This is a genomic window from Pantoea osteomyelitidis (genome assembly GCF_044342975.1).
Classification (GTDB): domain Bacteria; phylum Pseudomonadota; class Gammaproteobacteria; order Enterobacterales; family Enterobacteriaceae; genus Pantoea; species Pantoea osteomyelitidis.
On record NZ_JBGFSN010000001.1, the window covers coordinates 102154 to 120740 of the forward strand.

16 protein-coding genes are annotated in these 18587 nt (G+C 58.1%); 5 read left to right on the top strand and 11 right to left on the bottom strand.

Annotated features, from left to right (window positions below; genetic code table 11):
* The first annotated feature begins 176 nt into the window (after positions 1-176).
* Entirely contained in the window at positions 177-416 is a 240-nt protein-coding gene (gene zapB, locus ABU178_RS00510; protein ID WP_312241941.1) for a cell division protein ZapB, read from the top strand.
* Positions 417-471: 55 nt separating this feature from the next.
* Here zapB and rraA read toward each other — a convergent pair whose 3' ends face one another.
* The 6 genes from rraA to priA form a co-directional block, all read right to left on the bottom strand.
* Complete coding sequence (rraA, locus tag ABU178_RS00515; protein WP_397210931.1) at positions 472-957, bottom strand: ribonuclease E activity regulator RraA; 486 nt, start codon at positions 955-957, stop codon at positions 472-474.
* A 245-nt stretch (positions 958-1202) separates the two neighbouring features.
* Positions 1203-2537: an HslU--HslV peptidase ATPase subunit gene (hslU, locus tag ABU178_RS00520; RefSeq protein ID WP_397210932.1), complete on the bottom strand. Its 1335-nt coding sequence runs from the start codon at positions 2535-2537 to the stop codon at positions 1203-1205.
* A gap of 11 nt (positions 2538-2548) precedes the next feature.
* The gene (gene hslV, locus ABU178_RS00525) at positions 2549-3082 is read right to left on the bottom strand and encodes an ATP-dependent protease subunit HslV (RefSeq protein WP_397210934.1); all 534 of its coding nucleotides are present in this window, start codon (positions 3080-3082) and stop codon (positions 2549-2551) included.
* Positions 3083-3171: 89 nt separating this feature from the next.
* The gene (gene ftsN / locus ABU178_RS00530) at positions 3172-4143 is read right to left on the bottom strand and encodes a cell division protein FtsN (protein WP_397210936.1); all 972 of its coding nucleotides are present in this window, start codon (positions 4141-4143) and stop codon (positions 3172-3174) included.
* Between the two features lie 154 nt (positions 4144-4297).
* Complete coding sequence (gene cytR / locus ABU178_RS00535) at positions 4298-5335, bottom strand: DNA-binding transcriptional regulator CytR (RefSeq protein ID WP_397210938.1); 1038 nt, start codon at positions 5333-5335, stop codon at positions 4298-4300.
* Between the two features lie 179 nt (positions 5336-5514).
* Positions 5515-7710, bottom strand: coding sequence for a primosomal protein N' (gene priA / locus ABU178_RS00540; protein ID WP_397210940.1), 2196 nt, complete (start codon positions 7708-7710; stop codon positions 5515-5517).
* A 221-nt stretch (positions 7711-7931) separates the two neighbouring features.
* On the opposite strand from priA, the gene rpmE reads away from it, so the two are divergent.
* Complete coding sequence (rpmE, locus tag ABU178_RS00545; protein ID WP_397210942.1) at positions 7932-8147, top strand: 50S ribosomal protein L31; 216 nt, start codon at positions 7932-7934, stop codon at positions 8145-8147.
* 78 nt (positions 8148-8225) lie between these two features.
* Here rpmE and metJ read toward each other — a convergent pair whose 3' ends face one another.
* Positions 8226-8543, bottom strand: coding sequence for a met regulon transcriptional regulator MetJ (gene metJ, locus ABU178_RS00550; protein ID WP_130832635.1), 318 nt, complete (start codon positions 8541-8543; stop codon positions 8226-8228).
* Between the two features lie 270 nt (positions 8544-8813).
* Here metJ and metB point away from each other — a divergent pair, with 270 nt between their 5' ends.
* The 3 genes from metB to metF all read left to right on the top strand — a co-directional run bounded on the left by metB (position 8814) and on the right by metF (position 13528).
* Positions 8814-9974, top strand: coding sequence for a cystathionine gamma-synthase (gene metB / locus ABU178_RS00555; protein WP_397210944.1), 1161 nt, complete (start codon positions 8814-8816; stop codon positions 9972-9974).
* Positions 9975-9976: 2 nt separating this feature from the next.
* Complete coding sequence (locus ABU178_RS00560; protein ID WP_397210946.1) at positions 9977-12412, top strand: bifunctional aspartate kinase/homoserine dehydrogenase II; 2436 nt, start codon at positions 9977-9979, stop codon at positions 12410-12412.
* A 219-nt stretch (positions 12413-12631) separates the two neighbouring features.
* Entirely contained in the window at positions 12632-13528 is an 897-nt protein-coding gene (gene metF, locus ABU178_RS00565) for a methylenetetrahydrofolate reductase (protein WP_397210948.1), read from the top strand.
* A gap of 109 nt (positions 13529-13637) precedes the next feature.
* Here the strand turns inward: metF and ABU178_RS00570 are convergent, their stop codons facing one another.
* Genes ABU178_RS00570 through ABU178_RS00585 form a run of 4 tightly spaced genes read right to left on the bottom strand, consistent with a single transcriptional unit; the run spans position 13638 to position 18565 of the window.
* Positions 13638-15239 carry a gamma-glutamyltransferase family protein gene (locus tag ABU178_RS00570; protein ID WP_397210950.1) on the bottom strand — a complete coding sequence of 534 codons (1602 nt, stop codon included), beginning with the start codon at positions 15237-15239 and terminating at the stop codon, positions 13638-13640.
* Positions 15240-15254: 15 nt separating this feature from the next.
* Positions 15255-16130 carry an ABC transporter permease gene (locus ABU178_RS00575; protein WP_397210952.1) on the bottom strand — a complete coding sequence of 292 codons (876 nt, stop codon included), beginning with the start codon at positions 16128-16130 and terminating at the stop codon, positions 15255-15257.
* A 2-nt stretch (positions 16131-16132) separates the two neighbouring features.
* The gene (locus ABU178_RS00580) at positions 16133-17074 is read right to left on the bottom strand and encodes an ABC transporter permease (RefSeq protein WP_397210955.1); all 942 of its coding nucleotides are present in this window, start codon (positions 17072-17074) and stop codon (positions 16133-16135) included.
* An 18-nt stretch (positions 17075-17092) separates the two neighbouring features.
* Entirely contained in the window at positions 17093-18565 is a 1473-nt protein-coding gene (locus ABU178_RS00585; protein ID WP_397211136.1) for an ABC transporter substrate-binding protein, read from the bottom strand.
* Positions 18566-18587: the final 22 nt, after the last annotated feature.

Sequence of the window (18587 nt, forward strand, 5' to 3'; positions counted from 1 at the left end):
TTTCAGACCCAGGCTGAAAAGTGTTACAGTCTACGCGTACAGGTCCTGCGCTGCTGGACTTGCGGGAAGAGGCTACATACAATCGGGAAAACGTTGCTGGCCGCAGAATTGACGGAACGCCCTGAGCTGGGGCTGGCATCATCAACGCCTTGCGGGATTTAGGAGAGGTCAGAAAGATGTCATTTGAAGTATTCGAGAAACTGGAAGCAAAAGTACAGCAGGCGATTGATACCATCACGCTGTTACAGATGGAAATCGAAGAGCTGAAAGAGCAGAACAATAACCTGAAAAACGAAGCGCAGCAGTCTGCGGGAAACCAGGAATCGCTGGTGCGCGAAAACCAGCAGCTGAAAGAAGAGCAGCATGTGTGGCAGGAGCGCCTGCGAGCACTGCTGGGAAAAATGGAAGAGGTGTAATCCTCTGACTCAGGCAAAAACGGGTGCGCTGGCACCCGTTTGCTTTTCTGCGGCTTTATTCTAAATCGAGCGGGTCTTCAGAAAGGATCATGCCGGTGTTATCGGCATACAGGTGATCGCCTGAGAAAAAGGTGACGCCGCCGAAGTTAACGCGCACGTCGCTTTCGCCAATGCCTTCGCCTGCGGCGCCAGCCGGAATGGCGGCAATGGCCTGAATGCCAATTTCCAGCTCTTCCAGCTCATCTACCTGACGCACCGAGCCGTAGACCACAATACCTTCCCACTCGTTTTGCTCCGCCAGACGCGCCAGCTGCGCATCCACCAGCGCACGCCGCACCGAGCCGCCGCCGTCAACCAGCAGCACACGACCACGCCCGTTCTCTTCCAGCAGATCGTAAAGCAGCCCGTTGTCTTCAAAACATTTCACTGTGGTAATCTGACCACCAAATGAGGTGCGACCACCAAAGTTTGAAAAAAGCGGTTCAACAACATTCACTTCTTCATGGTAGATGTCGCAGAGTTCAGAGGTATCGTATTTCATAGGGGTTTCGTCTGTTTGCCACAGGAGCGGTAAGTATATCGCTTTCTGCGGATTGTTGGCAAAATCATCAGGGGATAAAAGCACGATACGTCAGTGACATCCCGTGATTCTTAAACCCGTAACGGATAACGCTCAGCCGCGCGAAAATAAGAAAAGTTCGAAAACGCGCATTCGCAGCCTGTTGCGTTTCGCGAACATAAAAAAAGCCCAACCGGCAGGCTGGGCTTTTTAACGTCAGGCTCGCATTACAGAATGAAGCGGCTGAGATCTTCATCCGCCACCAGCTCATCCAGGTGCTGGCTTACGTAGGCGGCGTCGATGGTGACAGAATCGCCGTTGCGATCGCTGGCGTCATAGGAGATATCCTCCATCAGGCGTTCCAGCACGGTATGCAGACGACGCGCACCGATATTTTCCGTGGTCTCGTTCACCTGCCAGGCCGCTTCCGCAATACGACGAATAGCGTCATCGGTAAAGTCGATGTTTACCCCTTCGGTTCCCATCAGGGCTTTGTACTGCACGGTCACAGAGGCGTTCGGCTCGATGAGAATGCGTTCAAAATCGTTGACCGTCAGCGCCTGCAGCTCAACACGAATCGGCAGACGGCCCTGCAGTTCCGGGATCAGATCGGCCGGGCTGGCGACCTGGAAGGCGCCGGAAGCGATAAACAGAATGTGATCGGTTTTCACCATGCCGTGCTTGGTCGAGACCGTACAGCCTTCCACCAGCGGCAGCAGGTCGCGCTGCACGCCTTCACGAGAAACGTCCGGGCCGGAGGACTGGCCGCCGCGCTTACAGATTTTGTCGATCTCATCGATAAACACGATACCGTGCTGTTCAACCGCATCGATAGCTTCCTGCTTCAGCTCTTCCGGATTGATCAGCTTGGCCGCTTCCTCTTCGATCAGCAGCTTCATCGCTTCTTTGATCTTCAGTTTACGCGGTTTCTGCTTCTGGCCGCCGAGGTTCTGGAACATCGACTGCAGCTGGCTGGTCATCTCTTCCATGCCCGGAGGCGCCATGATCTCCACGCCCATTGGCGCGGCAGCGAGATTGATCTCAATCTCTTTGTCATCCAGCTGGCCTTCGCGCAGCTTTTTGCGGAAGCTCTGACGCGCCGCCGACGGCTCGACGTTCTGCTCCGGCTGGCCCCAGTTATTCTTCGCCGGCGGGATCAGCACATCAAGGATGCGCTCTTCCGCCATCTCTTCGGCGCGAAATTTGTTTTTCTCGATCGACTGCATGCGTACCATTTTCACCGCCGCATCGGTAAGATCGCGGATAATGGAATCCACTTCTTTACCGACATAGCCCACTTCGGTGAATTTGGTCGCTTCGACTTTGATGAAAGGCGCGTTCGCCAGTTTCGCCAGACGGCGGGCGATTTCGGTTTTACCGACGCCGGTCGGGCCGATCATCAGGATGTTTTTGGGCGTCACTTCATGGCGCAGCTCTTCATCCAGCTGCATACGGCGCCAGCGGTTACGCAGGGCGATCGCCACCGCACGTTTGGCACCATCCTGGCCAATGATAAAGCGGTTCAGTTCACTGACGATTTCGCGTGGAGTCATCTCAGACATGTTCAGAATCCTTATGCCCTGGTGGAGGGTAATTCTTCGATATTGATATTATGGTTGGTGTAGATGCAGATATCACCCGCGATATCCAGCGCCTTCTCAACAATGTCGCGCGCGCCCATCTCGGTATTTTCCAGCAGAGCGCGGGCAGCGGCCTGAGCGAAGGGCCCACCAGAACCAATGGCAATCAGATCGTTTTCCGGCTGAATCACATCACCGTTGCCGCTGATAATCAGCGAGGCGGATTCGTCGGCCACGGCCAGCAGCGCTTCCAGACGGCGCAGCATACGATCGGTACGCCAGTCTTTCGCCAGCTCGACGGCGGCTTTCACCAGATGACCCTGGTGCATTTCCAGTTTGCGTTCGAAGAGTTCAAACAGCGTAAAAGCATCTGCGGTGCCGCCAGCGAAACCGGCAATTACTTTGTCGTTGTAAAGACGACGCACTTTTTTTACGTTGCCTTTCATGACGGTATTGCCGAGAGTCGCCTGGCCATCACCGCCAATCACTACCTGGCCGTTGCGTCGTACGCTTACTATTGTTGTCACGGGCAGACCCCTTGTTGCAGTGGAAAAAAGGCTCCACGCACGGGGCGTGGAGCGTCATGCAACCTGATATGGGGCGGGATTGATGGGTTTCAACCCCCGAGGGCGAGCGGAATACAGTTTGAGTGGCCGGAGCTACGCAGACGCTTAAGGGTGCTTTCCGCGCTGCTGCGGTCTTTGTAAGGGCCGATAACCACGCGGTTCCAGCCGCCGCCGGTGGTGATGCGGCTTTCAAAACCTTCAAACGCCAGCGCTGCGCGCACTGACTCCGCCTGATCGGTTCCTTTGAACGAACCACACTGCACCATCCAGCGCTGTGAAGAGGTCACTTTTTCCGCGGGTTTCGCCTTAGCCGTCTCCGCCTGCTTAACTGGCGCCGGTGCGGCCGGGCGCGCGGGTTCTCGCGTAATCGGGGCAGGCTGCGGCTGACGGGCGGGCTGCGCGGCAGCTTGCTGCTGCGTCTGCTGTCGGGCCTGCTGCTGCTGAATAGCTTGTTGCTGCGCCTGCTGACGGGCCTGCTGCTGCTGAAGCGCTTGCTGCTGCGCCTGTTGACGAGCCTGCTGTTGTAAGCGGCTCTGCTGCTGCAACTGCTGTTGATGCTGCAGGGTTTGCTGACGCTGGGCTGGCGTTTGCTCGTTCCACGGCACTTCGTTCAGCTGGGTGGGCTGCTGGCGCATATCGGCCTGCATCTGTTCCAGCAGTTGGCGCTGTTCATCGGTCAGCTGGGTTTGCGACTGCACTTCGCCGCCGGCAGAAGGTTCAGTCGGCGACGGCACGGTGATCTGGCGGTTCTCCAGCTCTTTAATGTACTTCCAGCGCTCTTCCGGCTTCGGCGGCAGACCATTGCCGTTGGCTTTATGATTCGGAATAACTTGCGCTTCATCTTTCTTATGATGCGCAAGGAACCATAAACCACCGGCAAAGGTGACCAATACGGCAACCGCCAGCCCGATCATCAACTTTGATGTGCCCGAACCACCTTTGCTTTTTTTGCCACGGCCAGTACTTTTTTTGCGTCGCGTCCCTGTTGAACGCCCGCGGCCTACATAATCTTTTTGTGCCACTCTCGTTCCGATACCCTTCAAAAAATGCTGCCAAATGCACGTTGAATCCAGCTACTGATCGCCCGGCAATGAGCCCGTCATGTTACTTAAGGGCCGGAAGTTTGACCAGCGGAGTTCGCATTCAGAATCTGCTGAAAATGCCTTGAATTCGTGGTTATTTCTCTCGCCTGTGGGGAAACGTGGTGCTGTGGCGCACTTTTAATTCGAAATCCAGCAGGCGTGAGCCGTTATTAACCCGTCTGCCCTGTAGCTGCTCCAGCAACAGCAGCATCGCTTCACGACCTATCGCATAGCGCGGCTGCGCCACGGTAGTTAACGGCGGATCGCAGTAACGCGACAGTTCGATATCATCAAAGCCGACAATGGAGAGATCCTGCGGAATCCGCATGCCCATGGCTCTGGCCTGGCTCATGGCGCCCAGCGCCATGATATCGCTGTGGCAGAACAGCGCGCGCGGCGGCTGGGGCAGGCTCATCAGCTGTTTCAGGGCATTGACGCCCGCCTCAAAGCTGAAATCGCCGCGTACGATGCAGGTGGGGTCCACCGTAATGCCGTTGCGCCGCAGCGCCTGAATATAGCCTTGCAGGCGATACTGGCACAGCGGCATCTCTTCCGGCCCGGCAATACAGGCGATGCGGCGATGGCCGAGCTGAATCAGATGATTAACGGCTTCGAAGGCGGCGGTCAGGTTATCAATATGAACGGTAGGCAGCTCCATTTCAGGCGCGAACTCATTCGCCATCACCATGGGCGGCAGGTTGCGCTGCTCCTCGACGCCGGCATCAAAGGGAAGCTGTGAACCCAGCAGCACCATGCCGTCAATCTGGCGCGTCAGCATCAGATTCATAAAGGTTTTTTCCTGCTGATTCTGATGCGCGCAGTCACCAATCAGCACCAGATACCCCTCGGCGGCGGCAGTGACTTCCACGCCACGAATGATTTCGCTGAAAAAGGGATCGCAGATATCCGGCACGATAACCAGAATGGTGCGCGAATCGCCGCGTTTCGCATTACGCGACAGGGCCTGAGGAGAGTAGCCCACGGCAATCACTGCTTGTTCGACTTTATAACGGGTTGCGGCTGATACCTTCTCCGGGTTCATCAACGCACGCGAAACGGTGGCGGTTGAGACGCCAGCCTTCTCTGCCACATCTTTCATGGTCGCGGCGGATGATTGCTGATTCTGCTCCAACGCTTACTCCTGGCGCGCTATAGCGCGATCCTGGTCAGGGAATAATCTGGCCTCATGCCTGACGCCAGCGTGAACGGGCAATATTGTTAACCGATATCCTGCTCGGGTTGTTACTTAATTTGCATAAAAATTGTGACTTGTGCGACTTTTTTCGATCCTGCTCGCAGAACAAAAGCCTGTTAGCTTTCAGTGGGATCGATATCCAGCGTCCACTTTACTTTGCGCGCGGCGGGAAGTGTGGTGACCAAGGGCAATGAACTTTTGAGTAGTTGCTGCAAACGCTTGCGCGAGGGATGCTGCACCAACAGCTGCCAGCGCCAGCGGCCGCTGCGCTTCGCCTGCAACGCGGGTACTGGCCCCATGATCCACAGCGGGGCATCTTTCAGCGGGCTGGCTTCCAGCAGATTGCGTAGCTGCTGTAAAAATTCCGCAGCCTGATGATTATCCATATCTTCCGCCCGGAACAGCGCATGGCTGGTCCAGGGCGGCAGAAATACCGTCTGACGCTCCAGCAAGGTTTGCTGCGCAAAGGCGAAGTAGCCCTGATGCAGCAGAGTCTGTAACAGCGGATGCTCCGGATGGTGGGTTTGCAGCAGCACTTCGCCTTGTTTTCCGGCGCGACCGGCGCGACCGGCTACCTGAGTATAGAGCTGAGCGAAGCGTTCAGCCGCGCGGAAATCAGCGGAGAACAGCGCGCCATCGACGTCCAGCAGCGCAACCAGCGTCACATCCGGGAAATGGTGGCCTTTCGCCAGCATCTGCGTTCCCACCAGGATACGCGCGCCGCCACGATGCACGTCGGCCAGGTGCTGCTCCAGCGCCCCTTTGCGGCTGGTAGTGTCACGATCGATGCGCGACACCGGCACATTCGGAAACAGCGTGCTGAGATGCTCTTCAAGCTGTTCGGTGCCGATTCCCACCGGCAGCAAGTGAGTGGAGCCGCACTGTGGACACTGATTGGGCACCGGACGCTGGCTATCGCAGTGATGGCAGCGCAGCTGACGCTGATACTGATGCAGCGTGTAGTAACGCTCGCAGCGCTGACACTCCGCAATCCAGCCGCAGTCGTGGCACAGCAGCGTCGGAGAGTAACCGCGGCGATTAAGAAACAGCAGCACCTGATTATTGGCCTGCAGGTGCTGACGCATTTTGCCGATCAGCGCCGGGGCCAGGCCGCCTTTCAGCTGCACGCCTTTTAAATCGATCAGCTGTTGCAGCGCCGGTTTGGCGTTACCGGCGCGCTTGGTCAAATCAAGCTGACGATATTTGCCGCTGCGAACGTTGTGCAGGGTCTCCAGCGCGGGGGTGGCGGTACCCATCACAATGGGAATGTTCTCCTCCCTGGCGCGAAAAACCGCCAGGTCGCGCGCTTGATAGCGCCATCCTTCCTGCTGTTTATAAGAACTGTCATGCTCTTCATCGATAATGATCACCCCCGGACGCGCCAGCGGCGTAAAAAGGGCGGAACGGGTGCCGATGACTATCGCGGTTTCTCCCTGACGCGCGCGCAGCCAGACGGCAAGGCGCTCGCTATCGTTCAGGCCGGAGTGCAGCACATCGACAGGCGCCTGAAAACGTTCGCGGAAGCGGGCGATGGTTTGTGGCGTCAGGCCAATCTCCGGCACCAGCACCAGCGCCTGCTTGCCGCGCATCAGCACATTTTCCAGCACGCTGAGATAAACCTCGGTTTTACCCGAGCCGGTAATGCCCGCCAGCAGCCAGGCGGCGAACTGCTCATCCTCGCTGCGGATAGCGCCGACCGCCATCGCCTGATCGGTATTCAGCCGCAGCCGTTCGCCTTTTATTTCAAAGGTTGCGCGCCAGTCCTGCATTTGCGGCAGATGCTCTTGCAGCTCGCACAGTCCTTTGGCCCGCAGCGCCTGTAGCGTCGCATCGGTCAGATCGTGATCGGCTACCTCATGGCGATAGAGCGGCTGCTGACGCAACGCCGCCAGCGCCTGCTGCTGTTTGCGCGCGCGTTTCAGGCTTTCGGGCGCGGTTGCCTGTCCCTGTTCTGTGATGACCCAGCGCCAGAGCGGCGCGTCCTGCGCCGGTTTGCCCTGACGCAGCAGCACTGGCAGCGCATGCAGCAGCACCTCGCCCAGCGGAGAGTGATAGTAACCGGCCGCCCAGTTCAGGATGCGCCAGAGCGAAGGGGGAAAAAGCGACTCGCTATCCAGCACGGCGGCAATCTGTTTTAGCTGCGCTTCAGGCAGATCGCTTTTGTCGCACAGGCCGACCACGATGCCGATCATGCTGCGGTTGCCAAAGGGCACGCTCACGCGTCCGCCAATCACCGGCTGCACACCGGAGGGGGGCAGATAGTCAAACAGGCGAGGAAGCGGAACGGGCAGGGCAACCTGAACAACGGGCATGGCGATCTCTATCCGGCTAAATGATAAGGAGAAGTAGTGTACACGCTGAAAGCGCAGGCGGGTATCTCAGCAGAAATTTGCAATAGCCGCTCATTTTCTGTATAGTATGCCGCCTTTGGTGGGTAACTGCCCGTCAAAGTTCACCATATTATTAACCGCGTGTGGTGCTGTGCAGGTTCGCCTGGCACGGAGAGCGACACGGCCTTCTATTGAGGTTTCCCATGAAACAAGGTATTCACCCGAAATACGAAGCAGTGACCCTGACCTGTACCTGTGGCAACGTGATCAAAACCCGTTCTACTATGGGTCACGATCTGAACCTGGACGTCTGCGGTCAGTGCCACCCGTTCTACACTGGTAAGCAGCGTGAAGTTGCCACCGGTGGCCGTGTTGACCGCTTCAACAAGCGTTTCAGCGTGCCGGGCAGCAAAAAATAAGTTTATTCGCGATCGAATCGTTACGATTCGGATGCAAGAAAAAACCCAGCTTCGGCTGGGTTTTTTGTTTCCGGGCGATCAATATTCCCAGCTATCGGGATCGATGCCCATATCACGCATGATCTTTTTCGCTTCTTCCGGGATTTCGTCGCTGCGCTCTTTACGCAGATCCACATCATCCGGCAGAGGTTGGCCGGTAAAGGCATGCAAAAATGCTTCGCACAGCAGCTCGCTGTTGGTCGCATGACGCAGGTTATTGACCTGACGACGGGTGCGCTCATCCGTTAAAATCTTCAAGACTTTCAACGGGATTGATACCGTAATTTTCTTGACCTGCTCGCTCTTCTTACCGTGCTCAGCATAAGGGCTGATATATTCGCCGTTCCATTCAGCCATGAGTTACCTTAATTTTTAACAGTGAAGTGTGGGAAATCAGCTGATTATGCCCGATTTTTCTGTGCCTGGCCGCTTAAAAGACGGATTTTGTGCGTCTGTGCGCCGCAAAAAGAGCGCTGAACAACAGGCGATGAGGCGTAATTTTAGCGGGTATTGTGGTTCTGCTCAATCTATACGCAAAGACATTTAGATGTCCAGATGTATTGACGTCTATATTGGGAGTGCTATCCTGTGCCCTTCTCTTTTTTATCTTCAGGAACAGTAAGCACCATGACGCGTAAACAGGCAACCATCGCAGTTCGCAGCGGTTTGAATGATGACGAGCAATATGGCTGCGTTGTCCCGCCGATTCATCTTTCCAGCACCTATAACTTCCTTGATTTTGACCAGCCTCGCGCCCATGACTACTCCCGTCGCGGTAATCCAACCCGTGATGTGGTGCAGCGCGCGCTGGCCGAACTGGAAGGAGGAGCCGGGGCGGTATTGACCAATACCGGGATGTCGGCGATTCATCTGGTGACCACCGTGTTCCTGAAGCCGGGCGATTTGCTGGTTGCGCCGCACGACTGTTATGGCGGCAGCTATCGCCTGTTTGACAGCCTGAGCAAGCGCGGCGCCTATCGCGTGAAGTTCGTCGATCAGGGCGACAGCACAGCGTTACAGGCGGCGCTGGCGGAAAAGCCGAAGCTGGTGCTGGTAGAAAGCCCGAGCAACCCGCTGCTGCGCGTGGTGGATATTGCCGGTATCTGCCAGGCGGCGCGTGCGGCAGGTGCCATCAGCGTAGTGGATAACACCTTCCTCAGCCCCGCGTTGCAAAATCCGCTGGCGCTGGGTGCCGATTTAGTGATCCACTCCTGCACCAAATACCTGAATGGTCACTCCGACGTAGTGGCTGGCGCAGTGATTGCGAAAGAGGCCGCGATGGCGACCGATCTCGCCTGGTGGGCGAACAATATCGGCGTCACCGGCGCCGCCTTCGACAGCTATCTGCTGCTGCGCGGTCTGCGCACCCTGGCGCCGCGTATGGCTGCGGCACAGCGCAACGCGCTGGCGATTGTTGATTATCTGAAGCAGCAGCCGCTGGTGAAAAAACTCTACCATCCTTCGCTGCCGGAAAATGCGGGCCATGAACATGCGGTGCGTCAACAGCGCGGTTTTGGCGCCATGCTAAGTTTTGAGCTGGACGGCGACGAAGCGCGCCTGCGCCGCTTCCTGAAAGCGCTGGAGCTGTTCACGCTGGCCGAGTCGCTGGGCGGCGTCGAAAGTTTGATCTCGCATACCGCTACCATGACGCACGCAGGCATGTCAGCGGAAGCGCGCGCCCAGGCGGGCATTTCTGAGACGCTGCTACGCGTCTCAGTGGGTATTGAAGATCACGAAGATTTAATCGCCGATCTGGATAATGCATTCCGGATCGCAGCCGAGGGTTAACCATGACGATTTCAGCAGGCGCAGCTACGCCAAATACGAAGCAGCTGCATAAATTTGGCGGCAGCAGCCTGGCGGATGCCCGTTGTTATCAGCGCGTGGCGAGCATTGTGGCGGATTATAGCCAGCCGGGCGATTTGATGGTGGTGTCAGCCGCCGGCAGCACCACCAATCAGCTGATCAGCTGGCTGAAGCTCAGCCAGAGCGACCGTTTGTCGGCACATCAGGTGCAGCAGACGTTGCGTCGCTATCAGAGCGAGCTGATCGGCGCGCTGCTGCCTGCTGAACTCGCTGAGCCGCTGATCACCGCCTTTATTCAGGATCTGGAAAAGCTTGCCGCGTTGCTGGACGGCAAGATTACCGATGCGGTCTATGCGGAAGTGGTGGGGCACGGCGAAATCTGGTCTGCGCGGCTGATGGCCGCGCTGCTAAGCCAGCGCGATATCGACGCCTGCTGGCTCGATGCGCGTGATTTCCTGCGGGCCGAGCGCGCGGCGCAGCCGCAGGTAGATGAGGGAAAATCCTGGCCGCTGTTGCAAACGTTGCTGGCGCAACATCCGCATAAACGTATCGTGGTGACCGGCTTTATCTGCCGTAACGACGCGGGTGAAACTGTATTGCTGGGCCGTAACGGCTCTGACTATTCAGCGACGCAGATTGGCGCGCTGGCGGGCGTAGGCCGCGTTACGATCTGGAGCGACGTTGCGGGCGTCTACAGCGCTGACCCGCGCAAAGTCTCCGATGCCTGCCTGCTGCCGCTGCTGCGTCTCGACGAAGCGAGCGAGCTGGCGCGTCTTGCCGCGCCGGTGCTGCATACCCGCACGCTGCAACCCGTCTCCGGCAGCGACATCGATCTTCAGCTGCGTTGCAGCTATCAGCCGGAGCAGGGTTCCACGCGCATTGAGCGCGTGCTGGCGTCGGGCACCGGCGCACGTATCGTAACCAGCCATGATGATGTCTGCCTGATTGAAGTGCAGGTGTCAGATCGCCATGATTTTGCCAGTCTGCAAAAAGAGATCGACCTGCTGCTGAAGCGCGCGCAGCTGCGTCCGCTGGCGCTTGGCGTACATCCCGATCGTCAGCTGTTGCAGCTCTGCTATACCTCGGAAGTGGTTAACAGCGTCTTTACGCTGTTACAGGATGCCGGACTGCCGGGCCATTTGCAGCTGCGCGACGGTCTGGCGCTGGTGGCGCTGGTCGGTGCGGGCGTGACGCGTAATCCGCTGCACAGCCACCGCTTCTGGCAACAGATCAAAGATCAGCCGGTGGAGTTTGTCTGGCAGTCTGAAGATCATATCAGCACGGTTGCCGTGCTGCGCGTCGGTCCGACGCAACATCTGGTGCAGGGTTTGCATCAGTCGCTGTTCCGCGCCGAGAAGCGCATCGGCCTGATGCTGTTTGGCAAAGGCAACATCGGTTCCCGCTGGCTGGAGCTGTTTGCCCGCGAGCAGGAGTCGCTCTCGGCACGGACCGGTTTTGAATTTGTGCTGGCAGGCGTGGCGGACAGCCGCCGCAGCCTGCTGAGCTATGAAGGCCTGAACGCCAGCCGCACGCTCGCCTTCTTTGACGATGAGGCCGTTGAGCGCGACGAAGAGTCGCTGTTCCTTTGGATGCGCGCCCATCCGTTTGACGATCTGGTGGTGCTCGACGTCACCGCCAGCGAGCCGCTGGCGAATCAGTATCTCGATTTTGCCAGCCACGGCTTTCACGTTATCAGCGCCAACAAGGTTGCGGGCGCCTCCCCTGGCTACGCCTGGCGTCAAATTCGCGACGCCTTTGCCAAAACCGGTCGCCACTGGCTGTACAACGCGACCGTGGGCGCAGGTTTGCCGATTAACCATACGGTACGGGATCTGCGCGACAGCGGAGATACCATTCTGGCGATCAGCGGCATTTTCTCCGGCACGCTCTCCTGGCTGTTTTTGCAGTTCGACGGCACGGTGCCTTTTACCGAGCTGGTGGATCAGGCCTGGCAGCAGGGGCTGACGGAGCCGGATCCGCGTGTCGATCTCTCCGGGCAGGATGTGAAGCGCAAGCTGGTGATTCTGGCGCGCGAAGCGGGCTATGACATCGAGCCGGATCAGGTGCGCGTAGAGTCGCTGGTGCCGGAGAGCTGTAAAGCGGAATCGGTTGACCATTTCTTTGAAAATGCAGAAGAGCTAAACGAGCAGATGCTGCAACGTCTGGAAGCGGCGCAGGAGATGGGTCTGGTACTGCGTTATGTGGCGCGTTTCGATGCGAACGGCAAAGCACGCGTCGGGGTGGAAGCGGTAAGGCCGGAACATCCGCTCGCCTCGCTGCTGCCCTGCGATAACGTTTTTGCTATCGAGAGCCGCTGGTATCGTGATAACCCGCTGGTGATTCGCGGGCCGGGCGCGGGTCGTGACGTCACAGCGGGCGCCATTCAATCCGATATTAACCGACTGGCTCAGTTGCTCTGACTGGCTACTACAGGCAGGAAAAGCCCTTTTCCTGCCTTTTCATTTGGTTACCCGCATCAACATGAAATTCCTTCATCTTGTCTGAATATTTGTCACACCCTTAAACCATATTTGTGTTGACGGCAGGCCGGGAATCATTCATTTTGAGCATCTGGACGTCTAAACGTATGGATGTTCGCAGGCGATAAAAATTACAGATACGATCGATGAGGTAACAGGATGAGTTTCTTTCATGCCAATCAGCGCGAAGCGTTGAACCAAAGCCTGGCTGAGCTGAACGGGCAAATTAATGTCTCTTTTGAGTTCTTTCCGCCCCGTACCAGCGAAATGGAAGCGACGCTCTGGAGCTCTATCGATCGGCTCAGCAGTCTGAAGCCGAAATTCGTTTCCGTGACCTACGGCGCCAACTCTGGCGAGCGTGATCGCACCCACAGCATCATCAAGGGGATCAAGGATCGTACCGGTCTGGAAGCGGCGCCGCATTTGACCTGTATCGACGCCACGCGCGATGAGCTGCGCACTATCGCCCAGGATTACTGGAATAACGGTATCCGTCATATCGTCGCGCTGCGCGGCGATCTGCCGCCGGGCAGCGGCAAGCCTGATATGTATGCTTGCGATCTGGTATCGCTGCTGAAAGAGGTCGGCGACTTTGATATTTCTGTGGCCGCCTATCCGGAAGTGCATCCGGAAGCCAAAAGCGCGCAGTCAGATCTGATCAATCTGAAGCGCAAAATCGACGCTGGCGCCAACCGCGCCATTACGCAGTTCTTCTTTGACGTTGAAAGCTATCTGCGATTCCGCGATCGCTGTGTCGCCACCGGAATTGATGTAGAGATTGTACCGGGTATTCTGCCGGTTTCTAACTTTAAGCAGCTGCAGCGTTTCGCCACCATGACTAACGTACGCGTGCCGGGCTGGATGAACGCGATGTTCGCTGGACTGGACGATGATGCGGAAACGCGCAAGATGGTCGGCGCGAACATTGCGATGGATATGGTGAAAATCCTGTCGCGGGAAGGGGTAAAAGATTTCCATTTCTATACCCTGAACCGCGCCGAGATGAGTTATGCGATTTGCCACACGCTGGGGGTCAGGCCGGTAGCGGCGGCTTGAGACTTCAGGCTGAGGGGTGAAACGCGCCGGCATTTCAGCGCGGGGTGAGGCGGAAATGCGGCCCGCCCCGAAACGCCGGCGCGTTTCCGGTCAGCAGACCGCACCCCGATCAAAACACGATTGCCTGCCCATCTTTGCGACTCTCCGTCGCCGCCACGTAAAAACCCTGCGGATCGCGGACGATCGCCTGCGCGCCGCCGAAGTTGTAGCTCAACAGCGGATCTTCCAGCACGATGTTATGACCCATATTGCGCAGCGCGGCCAGCGTATTGCGATCCATCGACGGCTCGACGATCACTTCACGTCCCTGCACCACGCGCCAGCGCGGCGCGTCGATTGCCGCCTGCGGGTTTTGCTTGTGCATCATAATGCGCAGCGCCATCTGCAGGTGGCCTTGCGCCTGCATCGGCCCACCCATTACGCCGAAAGACATCAGCGGCTCGCCGTTGCCGTCCAGCGCGAAGGCCGGAATAATGGTATGGAATGGACGCTTGCCGCCCGCTACCACGTTGGGATGATGCGGATCGAGCGAGAAGCCCGCGCCACGGTTCTGCAAACTGATGCCGGTGCCTGGCACCACCACGCCGGAACCGAAACCCATATAGTTCGACTGAATAAACGACACCATCATGCCGCTGGCGTCGGCAGTCGAGAGATAAACCGTGCCGCTCTGCTGCGGCGAGCCAAAGGTAAAATCGCTGGCTTTATCGGGATCGATCAGCTGCGCGCGGCGCTTCAGGTAGTCATCGCTTAACAGCAAATCGGCAGGGAATTCCAGATGATCTTCATCGGTCACGTAGCGTTCCAGATCCACCAGCGCCAGCTTCATCGCCTCAATGGAGAGGTGCAGCCAGGGCACGGAATCTGGCGTGTAACGACCAATATCCCACTGCTCAAGAATGCCCAGCGCGATCAGCGTGGCGATGCCCTGGCCGTTCGGCGGCAGCTCATGCACCGACCCGCCTGCGAACGGGCGCGACAACATTTTCACCCAGTCGGCGCGATGATTTTTTAAATCTTCCAGCGTCAATGCGGCGTTGTGCTCGCGGGCAAAAGCGGCGATTTTTTCTGCCAACTCGCCACGATAAAACGCCTCGCCATTAGTGGCGGCGATTTTTTCCAGCGTGTCAGCCTGATCGGGGTTACGGAATATTTCGCCAATGCGCGGCGGACGACCTGCCGGGGCGAAGCATTCACTGAAACCTGGCTCTGTTTTCAGCTTGTTGTAGCCGCGCTGCCAGAGCTGGCCGATCAGCGGCGAAACCGGAAAGCCGTTGCGCGCATACTCAATCGCTGGCTGCGCCAGCGTGGTCAGCGGCAGAGTGCCGAAACGTTCCGCCAGCGTCACCCAGGCGGAAACGGCGCCCGGCACGGTAACTGCATCCCAGCCCAGCTCCGGCATCTTTTCATGTCCGGCAAAGCGTTCCGGGTTCCAGGCGGCGGGCGCACGGCCAGACGCGTTCAGACCATGCAGCTCTTTGCCATCCCAGATAATGGCGAAGGCGTCGCTGCCGATGCCGTTGCCGGTGGGTTCCAGCACCGTCAGGGCGATAGCCGTGGCGATCGCGGCGTCCACCGCATTACCGCCCTGCTGCAGAATACGAATACCCGCTTGCGCCGCCAGCGGCTGCGAGGTTGCAACCGCGTTGCGCCCCATCATCGGTACACGATGAGATGCATAGGCAACGTTAAAATCTAATTCTCCACTCATAGCCGTTCCTTACTGTCAGTCATTGCGCGGATCGAGAGCGTCGCGCAGTCCGTCACCCAGCAGGTTGAAACCCTGCACGATGAGAAAAATGGCAAGACCGGGGAAAACCGACATCCACGGTGCCTGCTCCAGATAACCTTTGGCAGTATTCAACATCGCGCCCCACGAAGGCGACGGCGGCTGTTGACCCAGACCAAGAAATGAGAGGCTCGCCTCGGTAATAATCGCCGAGGCGATAGCCAGTGTCGCCTGCACCAGAATCGGCGACATCACGTTCGGCAGCACATAACGCAGGATGATCCAGCGGTCGGGCAGGCCGATGGCGCGCGCGCCGTCGATATACTCTTCATTGCGAATCGCAATCACCTGACCACGCGTCAGGCGGGCGAAAATCGGCATCGCCGACAGGCCGATCGCGATCATCGCATTGGTTAAGCTCGGGCCGAGAAACGCGCCGAGCGCGATCGCCAGAATCAGAAACGGGCAGGCGAGCAGCGCTTCGATAAAGCGCGAAATAATGCCGTCACACCAGCCCTGCCAGTAACCTGCAACCAACCCCAGCGGCACGCCGATAAGAATGGCGATCAGCACCGAAACCGAGCCTGCCAGCAGCGACGTGCGCGCTCCCCAGATCATGCGCGATAAAATATCGCGCCCCAGCTCGTCAGTGCCGAGCCAGTAAAGCTCCGAAGGCGGTTTACGCACCGCGAGAAAGTTGGCTTTGATGGGATCGGCGGGCGCCAGCCAGGGCGCCAGCAGCGCCATGGCGACAAACACAATCACAATCGCCGCGCCGATCAGGGCGCTTTTGTTACGCAAAAACTTCTTCAGCACCCGGCTTCCGGCACGTTGACGCGGCTGAGCCGCAGCGACAGTCAGCACCTCGCTCATGATTAGCCTCGCATTTTCGGGTTAATTAATACGTAAAGCACATCGGCCAGCAGGTTCAGCAGTAAAAAGCCGATCGCCACCACCAGCACCACGCCCTGCACCACCGCGTAGTCACGGTTAAACACCGCATCCACGATCATCTTGCCGAAGCCCGGCAGGGTAAAAACCTGTTCGGTCAGCACCGCGCCGCCCAGCAGTTCGCCAAACAACAGCGTGGTCAGGGTGATGACCGGCACCAGCGCGTTGCGGAACGCATGTTTCAGCACCACCTTGTTCGGCAGCAGCCCTTTGGCGCGCGCGGTGCGGATGTAATCCGCCTTCAGCACGGCGATCATCGAGGCACGGGTATGGCGCATCAGCGTGGCCGCCAGCCCGGTGCCCAGCACCAGCGCAGGCAGCAGCAGCGTTTTAAAATTTTGCGCCACGCTCTCGCTGAGCGGCACATAGCCCGAGGCGGGCAGCCATTGCAGATGCACCGAAAAGAGCAGGATCAACAGGATGCCCAGCCAGAAATGCGGTACCGAGATACCCGACAACGCAATAAAATTGCTGCCGTGATCGACCCAGCTCCCTTTGCGCACCGCCGCGAGAATTCCCATGCTGATGCCGATCACCAGCGCGATAATCATCGCCAGCAGCGACAGCTCCAGCGTCACCGGCAGCTTGCTGGCGATCAGCGTGGTAACCGGCTCTTTGGTGCGCAGCGAAATACCCAGATCGCCCTGCAAGGCGTTGCCGATCCAGTAAAAATACTGGGACGGCAGCGGATCGTTGAGATGGTACTCATCACGCAGCTGAGCGATAACCGCCGGATCGCGCTCCTCGCCAGCCATCGCCAGTACCGGATCGCCGGGCAGCAGTTTTTGCAGGGCGAACACCATAATGCTGACCAGCAGCAGGGTCGGGATCGCCAATAGCAGACGTTTCAGGATCAATTCCAGCATTATCGCTCCTCAGACGCCTCAGGGCGCCATCTGCACGCCAGCCAGGCGCACTAAACCATCCGGCCAGGCTTTAAAGCCCTGCAGCTTTTTCGTCATGCCGAAGATACGCGGCTCAAAATAGAGATAGGCGAGAGGCATATCGGTTTGCAGCTGCGCCACTACCTTGTCATACAGCGCCTGACGCGCGGCCTGATCGTTGGTCTGGCGGGCTTCGTTCAGCCACTGGTCGACCTGCGCATTGCTGTAGCGACCGTCGTTGAGCGTGCCTTTGCTGTTGATAAAGGAGTAGATGCTGCCATCGGGATCGGGACGGCCAGACCAGCCTGACAGGCTCAGTTCGAAATCGCCGCGCTGCTGACGGTCCAGCAGGGTAGCGAACTCGCTCATTTGCAGATTCAGGTTAAAGCCCGCTTCGCTCACCATCGCCTGGATCACCTGGCCCACCTGCTGCGCGGTCGGGTTGTTGGTCACCAGCAGCGTGACGTTCAGCGGCGTGGTCACTCCGGCGGCTTTCAGCAGGGCTTTGGCCTTTTCCACGTCGCGCGCGGGAACCGGCAGCTTCACATGGTACGGACTGACGGTAGAGAGCGCCTGGTTGGCGGGTGCGTAAAGGCCTTCAAAAGCCACCTGGTTCAGCGCATCGCGATCGATCGCCAGTGAGAAGGCTTCGCGTACGCGCGCATCTTTAAACGGGCTTTTTGGGTCGACCTTGCCGTTATTGATGTTAAAGGTGATGCCCTGATAACCGAGGCCGGTGACTTTCGCCAGCGCCAGCTTGCTGTCAGCCTGCACGGTTTTCACATCGCTGGCAGAGATGCCTTCAGTAAGATCGAGGTCCCCGGCGCGCAGGTTCGCCAGTCGTACCGACGCGTCAGGAATCGGCAGGAAAATCACCTTATCAAAGTGATAAGCGCCTTTGTTCCAGTAGTTTTCATAGCGTTTCAGTACGATGCGATCCTGCTGCACGCGGCTCACAAACTGGTAAGGACCGGAGCAGACCGGATGAGTAACGAAATCGGGTTTCTTCGCCGCGTCCGGCGCCAGCATCGCCCCGGCGCGATCGGTAAGCTGGCTGAGCAGGGCGGCGTCCGGGGTTTTCAGATGGAATTTCACCTGCATCGGGCCGCTGACTTCCACGCTCTGAATCGAGGAGATTTCACTTTTACGCAGCGAGCCGGGCAGAGTCAGCGCACGTTCAATGTTGAACTTCACCGCGTTGGCGTCGAATTTTTCGCCGTCGTGAAAGGTCACCCCGTCGCGCAGGTTCATCGTCAGGGTTTTGCCGTCATCGCTCCACGCCCAGTCAGTGGCGAGGCCGGGAACGATTTTCAAATTCTGGTCGATATCCACCAGGCGATCGCACATGGCGGCAAAGACGAAACGGCCATAGTAGGTGCGCGCCAGATGCGGATCGAGCATATCCGGATCGGCGCCCAGCCCGATGCGAATCACGCTTTCGGCCTGGCTATGCGCGCTGGCGCCCAGCAGCATCAAACCGCCAAGCGCGGTTAAC

Excerpts from the sequence above, each read along its gene's own strand:
- zapB (WP_312241941.1), top strand. The coding sequence starts at position 177 with ATGTCATTTGAAGTATTCGAGAAACTGGAAGCAAAAGTACAGCAGGCG.
- rraA (WP_397210931.1), bottom strand. The coding sequence starts at position 957 with ATGAAATACGATACCTCTGAACTCTGCGACATCTACCATGAAGAAGTG.
- hslU (WP_397210932.1), bottom strand. The coding sequence starts at position 2,537 with ATGTCTGAGATGACTCCACGCGAAATCGTCAGTGAACTGAACCGCTTT.
- priA (WP_397210940.1), bottom strand. The coding sequence starts at position 7,710 with ATGCCCGTTGTTCAGGTTGCCCTGCCCGTTCCGCTTCCTCGCCTGTTT.
- rpmE (WP_397210942.1), top strand. The coding sequence starts at position 7,932 with ATGAAACAAGGTATTCACCCGAAATACGAAGCAGTGACCCTGACCTGT.
- metJ (WP_130832635.1), bottom strand. The coding sequence starts at position 8,543 with ATGGCTGAATGGAACGGCGAATATATCAGCCCTTATGCTGAGCACGGT.
- metB (WP_397210944.1), top strand. The coding sequence starts at position 8,814 with ATGACGCGTAAACAGGCAACCATCGCAGTTCGCAGCGGTTTGAATGAT.
- ABU178_RS00560 (WP_397210946.1), top strand. The coding sequence starts at position 9,977 with ATGACGATTTCAGCAGGCGCAGCTACGCCAAATACGAAGCAGCTGCAT.
- metF (WP_397210948.1), top strand. The coding sequence starts at position 12,632 with ATGAGTTTCTTTCATGCCAATCAGCGCGAAGCGTTGAACCAAAGCCTG.
- ABU178_RS00570 (WP_397210950.1), bottom strand. The coding sequence starts at position 15,239 with ATGAGTGGAGAATTAGATTTTAACGTTGCCTATGCATCTCATCGTGTA.
- ABU178_RS00575 (WP_397210952.1), bottom strand. The coding sequence starts at position 16,130 with ATGAGCGAGGTGCTGACTGTCGCTGCGGCTCAGCCGCGTCAACGTGCC.
- ABU178_RS00580 (WP_397210955.1), bottom strand. The coding sequence starts at position 17,074 with ATGCTGGAATTGATCCTGAAACGTCTGCTATTGGCGATCCCGACCCTG.
- ABU178_RS00585 (WP_397211136.1), bottom strand. The coding sequence starts at position 18,565 with ATGCTGCTGGGCGCCAGCGCGCATAGCCAGGCCGAAAGCGTGATTCGC.